The sequence below is a fragment of the Allobosea sp. genome (assembly GCF_048595345.1).
Classification (GTDB): Bacteria; Pseudomonadota; Alphaproteobacteria; order Rhizobiales; family Beijerinckiaceae; genus Allobosea.
Map to the genome: position 1 here is coordinate 1 of NZ_JBMDWH010000235.1, position 7,722 is coordinate 7,722.

Genomic DNA, 7,722 nt, shown 5'->3' on the forward strand with positions numbered 1-7,722 from the left:
CCGGAGGACATCTACAAGACCGACGCCAAGGTGAAGGAGCTGATGCCGGACAACCCGCATCTGCACAACTGGCTCGACATGGCGCGCGAGCGCATCCAGTTCCAGGGCCTGCCGGCGCGCATCTGCTGGGTCGGCCTCGGCGATCGGCACCGGCTCGGCCTCGCCTTCAACGAGATGGTGGCGAAGGGCGAGTTGAAGGCCCCCGTCGTGATCGGCCGCGACCATCTCGATTCCGGCTCTGTCGCCTCGCCCAACCGCGAGACGGAGGCGATGAAGGACGGCTCGGACGCGGTCTCCGACTGGCCGCTGCTCAACGCCCTGCTCAACACGGCCGGCGGCGCGACCTGGGTCTCGCTGCATCATGGCGGCGGCGTCGGCATGGGCTATTCGCAGCATTCGGGCGTCGTCATCGTCGCCGACGGCACGCCGGAAGCCGCCAAGCGGCTGGAGCGCGTGCTCTGGAACGACCCGGCCACCGGCGTGATGCGCCATGCCGATGCGGGCTACGAGATCGCCCAGGACTGCGCGCGGGAGAAGGGGTTGAAGCTGCCCGGCATCCTGGGCTGACGGCAGCGATTGACGGCGCCGCCATCGTGCATAACCTTCCGGCAGCGAGCGCCTGCAGAGAGGTTATGCCCGTGGCCATCCTGTCGATCATGCGTGCCCTGCCTCCCAGCGTGGCGCAGACGCGGCGCGACAGCTGTTGGGCCGCGGTGCTCGAAAGCTGGACCCGGGTGGCGAAGCATCTGCCCCCACGCGGGCAGGCGGAGCTGATCGCGCGATGGGGCGAGGGACAAACCGGCGGGATCACGCCGTGGATCAAAATCCCGTTGATCGCCGCCGATCTTGGGCTGCAGCATGGCGGCATCGCTCCCCGCGATGCGCTGCAGTATATCCATCGCCATATCGGGGGCAGCTACATCTTCTGCGCACATGCAGCCGGCGCCTTCTCTCACGCCCAGCTCATCTACGGGTATGACGACGAAGCGAAGCAGGTGCAGATCATGGATCCGGCGGGCGGACGCTATCTTGTCCGTGATTTCGCCTGGTTCGAGCAGCAGCCCGCCGGGTTGGTGATGATGCGTCATTGAACTCGGCCGGGTTCCGTCCCGGCCGTTCGCCCCCAGAGACCTCCTTTTCCTGGAGCTTGTATGCGCATCATCCGCGCCGCCGAGTGCAGAACCATGCCGTGGAAAAACGGCGGCGGGACCACGACCGAGATCGCGGTTTTCCCGGAGAGAGCCTCCCTGAGCGGTTTCGACTGGCGCATCTCGATGGCGCATGTCGGCGCCGACGGGCCGTTCTCCTCCTTCCCAGGCATCGACCGGACCCTGTCCGTGCTGAGCGGACATGGCATCCGTCTCGCCTTCGGCGATGGCGAGACAGTGAGGCTGGACAGGGTCTCCGCGCCCTTCGCCTTCGCCGCCGACCGGGCGGTGGATGGCGTGCTGGTCGACGGGCCGATCGACGACCTCAACGTCATGAGCCGGCGGGGCGCATGGACGCACCGCGTCGAGCGGCTGGCGGCCTCGGCTTCGCTGCGCGCCGAGGAGGGGCTGCTGGTGCTGATCGCGCGCAAGGGCGACTGGCAGGCGAAGGGGACCGCGCTGCCCGCCGGCGACACCGCGCTTCTGGAAGCGCCGGGCGCTGTCGATCTCAGTGTTGGGAGCGGCAAGGCGGAGCTTTATGCGGTGTGGCTGGCGCGGGCACGATAGCCCTCCGTCATTGCGAGCGAAGCGAAGCAATCCAGGGCGGCAGCGCTCGACGTCCCCTGGATTGCTTCGTCGCTGCGCTCCGCGCAATGAGGCCTGTCGTCCCTGCCGCAAAACTCAAGCCGCCGCCTGCGGCCTTGGGCCCACATAGACCGATTGCGGGCGGATGAGCTTGCCGCCGGCGATCTGCTCGCGGGCATGGGCGAGCCAGCCGGTCGTGCGGCCGAGCGCGAAGACGCAGGTGAAGGCCTCGGGCGGGAAGCCCAGCGCCTCCAGCAGCAGCGCGGTGTAGAATTCGACATTGGTCTCCAGCGTGCGGCCGGGCTTGCGCTCGCGCAGGATGGCGAGCGCCGCCTGCTCCACCGCCTCGGCGAGAGCCAGCCGGCCGGCATCGGCGCCAAGCTGGCGCAGCGCGCCCTTCAGCGCATCGGCGCGCGGATCGCGCACGCGGTAGATGCGATGGCCGAAGCCCATCAGGCGGTCGCCGCGATCCAGCGCCGCTTCCAGCCAGGGCCGGGCATTCTGCGGGGCTCCGATCGCGTCGAGCATCTCGATGACGGGGCCGGGCGCGCCGCCATGCAGAGGCCCCTTCAGGGCGCCGATCCCGGCGAGCACGGCCGAGACGAGGCCGGCGCGGGTGGAGGCGACGACGCGGGCGGCGAAGGTCGAGGCGTTGAGGCCGTGATCGGCGACGGTGACGAGATAGGTGTCGAGCGCCGCCGCCTGCTCGGGGGTTGGCGCTCGGTCGGTGAGCATGCGCAGCGTATCCGCCGCCTGCGAGAGCGTGGGATCGGGCGCGATGGGGGCAAGTCCTTTTGCCATGCGCAGGACCGCCGGAGTGAAAACCGCCGGCGCCGCCAGCAGCTTCAGCACCGTGGCAGCGTCTTCTCCGTCGGGAATCAGGGCCGTCAGCGCCCGCATCTGCTCGACCGGGCCGAGAGCGGACGGCAGCGAAGCATCCGCGACGATGGTCTCGAAGAGCTCCCGGCGCGCGGCGCCCAGTGCGGCCGGCACCCCTTGTGCATCCGGCAGCAGGTCGCCCAGCATCATCACCGCCATCTTTTCGAAGCTCGTCCGTCCGGCGAGTTCGTCGAGGCTATGGCCGCAGATGATCAACCGCCCAGCCGCGCCATCGACCTCCGAGAGGACCGTATGGGCTGCGACGACGTTTTCGAGGCCATCCGACATGGCTGTTCTCCTTACTCTCGATGGCTTGGAGATCGCGCAGCTTGCTGCTAGAATCAATCTTGAACAATATAATCAATGTATCTCGATGAGCGATTGGCTGAGCGCGGCGGAGGTGATGGAGCGGCTCGGCCTGAAGCCGCAGACGCTCTACGCCTATGTCAGCCGCGGGCGGATCGAAGCGCGCGACGATGAAGGCGACTCCCGGCGGCGGCTCTACCGCGCCGCCGATGTCGAACGCCTGCGGCATCGCAAGGCGCGCGGGCGTCGGCCCGCCGCGATCGCGGAGGATGCGATCTCCTTCGGCGAGCCGGTGCTGGCCTCGGCCATCACGACCATCGCCCGAGGCAGGCTCTGGTACCGGGGGCAGGACGCCTCGCAACTCGCCGAGACGGCCAAGCTCGAGGATGTCGCGCGGCTGCTCTGGGATTGCGGCACGCAGCGCTTTCCGCCCCTTTTCACGCTGGTGCCGGACGGGCCGCCGCTCCGGCGCATCTTCGCCGTGCTGGGCGAGCGCGCCGCCACCGATCCCGCCATGGCCGGGCGAAGCAAGAAGGCGCTCTATCTGGAAGCGGCCTCGGCCCTGGATTCGCTCGTCGATGCCATCGCCGGGCGGCCGGGCCAGGGACCGATCCATGCCCGTCTCGCCGCCGCCTGGGGCTGCGACGAGGCCGGTGCCGACCTCGTGCGCCGGGCACTCGTCCTGCTCGCCGACCATGAGCTGAACGCCTCGGCCTTCGCGGTGAGAGTGACCGCCTCGACGCGGGCTTCGCTCGCCGCCTGCGTCACGGCAGGGCTCGCTGCCCTCTCCGGTCCCCTGCATGGCGGCATGGCGCGCCGGGTGCTCGCCTTGATGCGGGAGGCGGAGCGCGAGGGTCTGAACGCGGCCTTGACAGACCGTCTCGCGACCGGCTCGCCTCTGCCCGGCTTCGGCCACCCGCTCTATCCCGATGGCGACCCGCGCGCCGCCGCGCTGCTCTCGGCCTTCTCCGTGCCGGAGCCCTATGCGCGGTTGCGCGAAGCGGTGGCTGCGCTCACCGGCGCGGAACCGACAGTCGATTTCGCGCTGACGGCCATGGCCGCCCGGGTGGGCCTGCCGGAGGATGCGCCCTATCTGATCTTCGCCGCCGCGCGCTGCGCCGGCTGGATCGCCCATGCGCTGGAGCAGAACGAGACCGGCCGGCTGATCCGGCCGCGGGCGCGCTATACCGGGCCGGAGCCGGGGTGAAGGCCAACGGCGGAGTCCCGTACCCAAGCCGGTCAATGCTCGGCGGCGATGACCTCGGCGCGGATCTCCTCCACCAGCCGCTCCTTCAGGGCGACGAATTCGGACGTCGTCTTGATGGTGTAGGGGCGCGGATGCGGCAGATCGACGGTGATGTCGGCCTTGATGCGGCCGGGGCGCGCGCTCATCACCACCACGCGCGAGCCGACGAAGATCGCCTCCTCGATGTCGTGGGTAACGAACAGCACCGTCTTGCGCTCGCGCTCCCAGATGCCGAGCAGCATCTCCTGCATCAGCGCGCGCGTCTGGTTGTCGAGCGCACCGAAGGGCTCGTCCAGCAGCAGGATCTTCGGGTCGTTGGCGAGCGCGCGGGCGATCGCCGTGCGCTGCTGCATGCCGCCCGACAGCTGCTTGGGGAAATGATCGACGAAGCCGGAGAGCCCGACCCGCGCCGCCCAGTCACGGGCGATGGCGAGCCGCTCGTGCTCCGGCATCCCCTTTTCGCGCAGGCCGAAGGCGATGTTCTGCTGCACCGTCAGCCAGGGAAAGAGCGTGTAGCTCTGGAAGACGAAACCACGATCGGCCCCCGGCCCGGCCACCGGCGCGCCGTCCAGCAGGATGCGGCCTTCGCTCGCCGTCTCCAGCCCACCGACGATGCGCAGCAAGGTGGACTTGCCGCAGCCGGAGGGGCCGAGGATGGAGATGAAGTCGTTGTCGCCGACCGCCAGCGAGGTCGGCATCAACGCGCGGGTGGGCTCCCCGCCGCGCTGGGCGGGGAAAAGCTTCCCGACCTTCTCGATCAGCAGCTTGCTCACAGCTTGGCCCCTGGAAACAGGCGCTGGTTGACCGCCTTGAAGAGGAAATCCGAGATCAGGCCGATCAGCCCGATCACGATGATGCCGAAAATGATCTGCCCGGTGTTCAGCAGCGCCTGGCTGTCGGTGATCATGTGGCCGATGCCGGAGGAGGAGCCGATCAGCTCGGCGACGATGACATAGGTCCAGGCCCAGCCGAGCACGAGGCGAAAGATCTCGGCGATCTGCGGCGCGGCATTGGGCAGCAGCACCCGGCGCACGACGGAAGCGTCGCTGGCGCCCAGCGTATAGGCGGCGTCGACGAGGTCGCGCCGGACGCCGCCGACCGCGACCGCGATCATCAGGACGAGCTGGAAGACAGAGCCGATGAAGATGACGAGCAGCTTCTGCGTCTCGCCGATGCCGGCCCAGAGGATCAGCAGCGGGATGAAGGCCGAGGCCGGCAGGTAGCGCGCGAAGGACACGAAGGGCTCAAGAAAGGCCTCGACCGGCTTGTAGGCGCCCATGGCGATGCCGAGCGGAAGCGCGACGAGCGCGGCGAGGACGAAGCCGCCGAGCACGCGCCAGATCGTCATCAGAATGTCGAAGCCGAAGCCGTATTGCGTCATCAGCTTCCAGCCCTCGCCGACCATGGTCAGCGGATCGGCCAAGAACAGGCGCTGGACATAGCCGCCGAAGGTCGCGACCGCCCAGAGCGCGACGAAGAGCGCGAAGAAGGCGAGGCCGTAGCCGAAGCGCGCGGGGGCGGAGACGGGCTGAAGCGGCTTCATGCGGGCTGTTCCATCACGGTCTGGGCCATCTCTTTCCAGGGTTCGAGCGACCAGAAGCCGGCGGCGGCGCCGGAGGTCGAGGGCAGGACGAAGACGCGCGCCCCGGCAAGGGGCTCGGGCTGCGGGCCGTAGCCGAGCGAGCCCGACCCCAGCACCGCCTGCGCCGCCCGCTTGCCGTTGAAGGCGAGATGGCGCGGGCGGAAAGCCGCGATGCGCGCGAGCAGACCCTTCGCGTCGACATGCTCCGGGCGCAGCGCGCTGTCCGGCCCGGAGCTGTGCTTGGCGACGTCGGTGAGGCCGATGCCGTGGTGCAGGGCCTCGCGAAAGTCCTCAGGGGCCAGACGGCGCGGCGTCAGGCCGACCGCGTGCAGCACGGACCAGAACTTGTTGCCCTGCCCGGCATAATAGGCGCCCCGCCGGGCCGAGGCCGCTCCCGCCTGCGTGCCGCAGAAGACGACGCGCAGGTTGGGGGCGAGGATGTCGGGGAGGATGGCGGAGGAACGCAAAAACTGCATCGCGTTTTGTTTCCAGCCGCAGAATGCCAAGGGCTCGGTGAACCCCTCTCCTGTAAGGAGAGGGGCAGGGGTGAGGTGTCGGCCCATTGACAAGTTCACGATCGACCACTCGAAGCAGCGGTGAGGTCACGGCCGAAGCGTGCAGCGGCCGACCCCTCACCCTGCCCTCTCCCTACGGGAGAGGGTTCCCCGCGCTTTCTCGGTGAGGCATCGCTTCGATTCTTACTTTCCTTCGACGAACTTGGTCTCGACCAGCGTGGCGAAATCGGGCTTGGCCTTGATCAGACCCATCTCCAGCAGCAGATCGGCGGCCTTGGCGTTGAAGGCCTGCCACTCGCCGGCGAAGAACTTCTTGTTCCCCTCGGCATCCGACCAGCGCAGGAACGCGGCCGACTTGCCGAAATCCTCGGCGCTCTGCTTCACATCCGCGCCCATGATTCCATAGGCCTTGGCCTGGTCGGACTTGATCATGGCGAGAGCCTCGAAATAGCTCTTGGTCAGCGCCGCGGCGGCCTTGTCGTCGGCGAGGAAGGCCGGGGTGCAGCCGAAGGTGTCCATCACCATCGGATAATCGAGCGTGGTGGCGATGATCTTGCCGGCATCGGGTTTGTCGCGCACGGCCGAGAGATAGGGCTCGTAGGTCATGGCGGCGTCGTTCTGGCCGGCGATGAAGGCCTGGGCGGCCGGGCCCGGCTCCATGTTGACGACCTTGACGTCCTTCACCGAGAGGCCGTTCTCCTTGAGAAACCAGGCCAGCGCGAAATAGGGCGAGGTGCCGGGCGCGGAGGCCGCGACGGTCTTGCCCTTGAGATCCTTGATCGACGCGGTGTCCTTGCGGACAGCCATGCCGTCGGCGCCATAGCTCTTGTCGAGCTGGAAGATCTGCTTGGTCTTGATGCCGGCGGCGTCCCAGACCAGCCAGGTCTCGACGGTGGTGGCGGCGCACTGGATATCGCCCGAGGCGATGGCGAGGTGGCGGTCCTTCTGCGGGATCTTCTTGATCGTCACGTCGAGGCCGTTCTTGGCGAAGATGCCGGCTTCCTTGGCCAGCACCAGCGGCGCAAAGCCCGTCCAGCCGGAGATACCGACCGAGACTTTCGTCTGCGCCTGCGCCATGCCCGAGCCCAGCACCGCAGCGAAACCCAACGCCGCCACGGCACCGGCGCGCTTCAACATCGTCATGGTCGAACCCTTCCCCTGTTCGGCGTCACCCGCCTGACTTCGAGAGGCACTTCAGCCTCGTCGCCCAGACGATGCAACCTTCGTTCCAAAGCAGGTTAAATGCATATGCAAAAGCGTCAAGCGGGCCGATCACCACAACGAGGGACAGCCATGACATTCTCTCGTTTGACAGAAGGCGCACAATTTCCTCCCCTCTGGCTTTCGAGGCGCAGTGCGTCTCATCTCTTCGCCTGATCGAGGTTGCTGGAATGAACGGTGCCGACCGCCTTTGCGATACACTCCTGGTCAACGGGGTCGATGTCTGCTTCGCCAATCCCG

At 68.1% G+C, this 7,722-nt stretch carries 8 protein-coding genes and 1 pseudogene; 4 read left to right on the forward strand and 5 right to left on the reverse strand.

The window, feature by feature from the left end; translation table 11 throughout:
• From ACOJTB_RS20585 to ACOJTB_RS20595, 3 genes and pseudogenes are all read left to right on the forward strand, one after another.
• A pseudogene (locus ACOJTB_RS20585) lies at positions 1-567 on the forward strand (urocanate hydratase); the annotation flags it as partial.
• A 71-nt stretch (positions 568-638) separates the two neighbouring features.
• Positions 639-1,091 carry a papain-like cysteine protease family protein gene (locus ACOJTB_RS20590; RefSeq protein WP_420104388.1) on the forward strand — a complete coding sequence of 151 codons (453 nt, stop codon included), beginning with the start codon at positions 639-641 and terminating at the stop codon, positions 1,089-1,091.
• Between the two features lie 60 nt (positions 1,092-1,151).
• Positions 1,152-1,715 carry a HutD/Ves family protein gene (locus ACOJTB_RS20595; RefSeq protein ID WP_420104389.1) on the forward strand — a complete coding sequence of 188 codons (564 nt, stop codon included), beginning with the start codon at positions 1,152-1,154 and terminating at the stop codon, positions 1,713-1,715.
• 114 nt (positions 1,716-1,829) lie between these two features.
• On the opposite strand, the gene ACOJTB_RS20600 is transcribed toward ACOJTB_RS20595, so the two are convergent.
• Positions 1,830-2,900: a citrate synthase/methylcitrate synthase gene (locus ACOJTB_RS20600; RefSeq protein ID WP_420104390.1), complete on the reverse strand. Its 1,071-nt coding sequence runs from the start codon at positions 2,898-2,900 to the stop codon at positions 1,830-1,832.
• Between the two features lie 85 nt (positions 2,901-2,985).
• On the opposite strand from ACOJTB_RS20600, the gene ACOJTB_RS20605 reads away from it, so the two are divergent.
• A complete protein-coding gene (locus tag ACOJTB_RS20605; RefSeq protein WP_420104391.1) occupies positions 2,986-4,125 on the forward strand; it encodes a citrate synthase family protein in 1,140 nt (379 codons plus the stop codon).
• 32 nt (positions 4,126-4,157) lie between these two features.
• Here ACOJTB_RS20605 and ACOJTB_RS20610 read toward each other — a convergent pair whose 3' ends face one another.
• The 4 genes from ACOJTB_RS20610 to ACOJTB_RS20625 all read right to left on the reverse strand — a co-directional run bounded on the left by ACOJTB_RS20610 (position 4,158) and on the right by ACOJTB_RS20625 (position 7,398).
• Positions 4,158-4,937 (reverse strand): ABC transporter ATP-binding protein, encoded by a 780-nt coding sequence (locus ACOJTB_RS20610; protein WP_420104392.1) that lies wholly within the window; start codon positions 4,935-4,937, stop codon positions 4,158-4,160.
• Positions 4,934-5,707 carry an ABC transporter permease gene (locus tag ACOJTB_RS20615; RefSeq protein WP_420104393.1) on the reverse strand — a complete coding sequence of 258 codons (774 nt, stop codon included), beginning with the start codon at positions 5,705-5,707 and terminating at the stop codon, positions 4,934-4,936. The genes ACOJTB_RS20610 and ACOJTB_RS20615 overlap by 4 nt, the downstream gene beginning before the upstream one ends.
• Entirely contained in the window at positions 5,704-6,222 is a 519-nt protein-coding gene (locus ACOJTB_RS20620) for a mismatch-specific DNA-glycosylase (RefSeq protein WP_420104394.1), read from the reverse strand. The genes ACOJTB_RS20615 and ACOJTB_RS20620 overlap by 4 nt, the downstream gene beginning before the upstream one ends.
• 222 nt (positions 6,223-6,444) lie before the next feature.
• Complete coding sequence (locus tag ACOJTB_RS20625) at positions 6,445-7,398, reverse strand: ABC transporter substrate-binding protein (protein WP_420104395.1); 954 nt, start codon at positions 7,396-7,398, stop codon at positions 6,445-6,447.
• Between the last annotated feature and the right edge of the window lie 324 nt (positions 7,399-7,722).

Excerpts from the sequence above, each read along its gene's own strand:
- ACOJTB_RS20595 (WP_420104389.1), top strand. The coding sequence starts at position 1,152 with ATGCGCATCATCCGCGCCGCCGAGTGCAGAACCATGCCGTGGAAAAAC.
- ACOJTB_RS20600 (WP_420104390.1), bottom strand. The coding sequence starts at position 2,900 with ATGTCGGATGGCCTCGAAAACGTCGTCGCAGCCCATACGGTCCTCTCG.
- ACOJTB_RS20605 (WP_420104391.1), top strand. The coding sequence starts at position 2,986 with ATGAGCGATTGGCTGAGCGCGGCGGAGGTGATGGAGCGGCTCGGCCTG.
- ACOJTB_RS20615 (WP_420104393.1), bottom strand. The coding sequence starts at position 5,707 with ATGAAGCCGCTTCAGCCCGTCTCCGCCCCCGCGCGCTTCGGCTACGGC.
- ACOJTB_RS20620 (WP_420104394.1), bottom strand. The coding sequence starts at position 6,222 with ATGCAGTTTTTGCGTTCCTCCGCCATCCTCCCCGACATCCTCGCCCCC.
- ACOJTB_RS20625 (WP_420104395.1), bottom strand. The coding sequence starts at position 7,398 with ATGTTGAAGCGCGCCGGTGCCGTGGCGGCGTTGGGTTTCGCTGCGGTG.